The 629-nt window shown below is 32.3% G+C and carries 1 protein-coding gene; it reads right to left on the reverse strand.

Annotation, left to right across the window (positions count from 1 at the left end; all coding sequences use genetic code 11):
* The coding region (locus AC1D2Q_RS29520; protein ID WP_477815546.1) for a hypothetical protein at nt 1-321 on the reverse strand (321 nt) is incomplete at its 3' end.
* Nucleotides 322-629: the final 308 nt, after the last annotated feature.

The raw sequence follows: 629 nt of genomic DNA on the forward strand, positions 1-629 counted from the left end.
ATTGGCAACTACTTTGATAAAGAAATTGCCTACGCTTACAAAAAACTTTTGCCAGCCGCTAAGCTGTTGTTTATTAGCATAATAAATGCGAATGCCTAAACAGCCATTTTGTTGCAATATAGTGTTCAATATCTTTTGTCCAAAAAATTGAGATACAACTCCATCAGGATGTCTGTGTCTGTGGTTACGTGTCCAGCTGGCGGCAAGTTCAAGATCAATGGGTGCACCTTCATCACCGGTAATTGGATTAGGGTCTCTTGGTTTTGTTTCCATAAGTAATTTTAATAGAGGGTTAGGGATAAGTTTGGCTAAAACTAACATTAATTAGTTATTATTTCAATGATCAAAAAACGTAGAGAGTAAAACTAAACGACACGACAATATCATAATTAACTCATTTATAATAGTTTATAAATTTTAATGCTCTTAAAATTTATATTTTTACGTATTTCTACGCATTCAAAACTGTATTAATACGTGCTCCATAACCCATTGAGAATGAACTGTTTTGTATGGTGTTTTAAATGACCCTTCTTAAACTTAATCTTGGCCGCCTTTGGCAGCGATTCGATATAATACGATATTGGTTTTATTATTAATTTGGCTAAATATTATTAATACCTTTAATA

It is taken from the genome of Pseudomonas sp. P1_A1, from assembly GCF_056406935.1.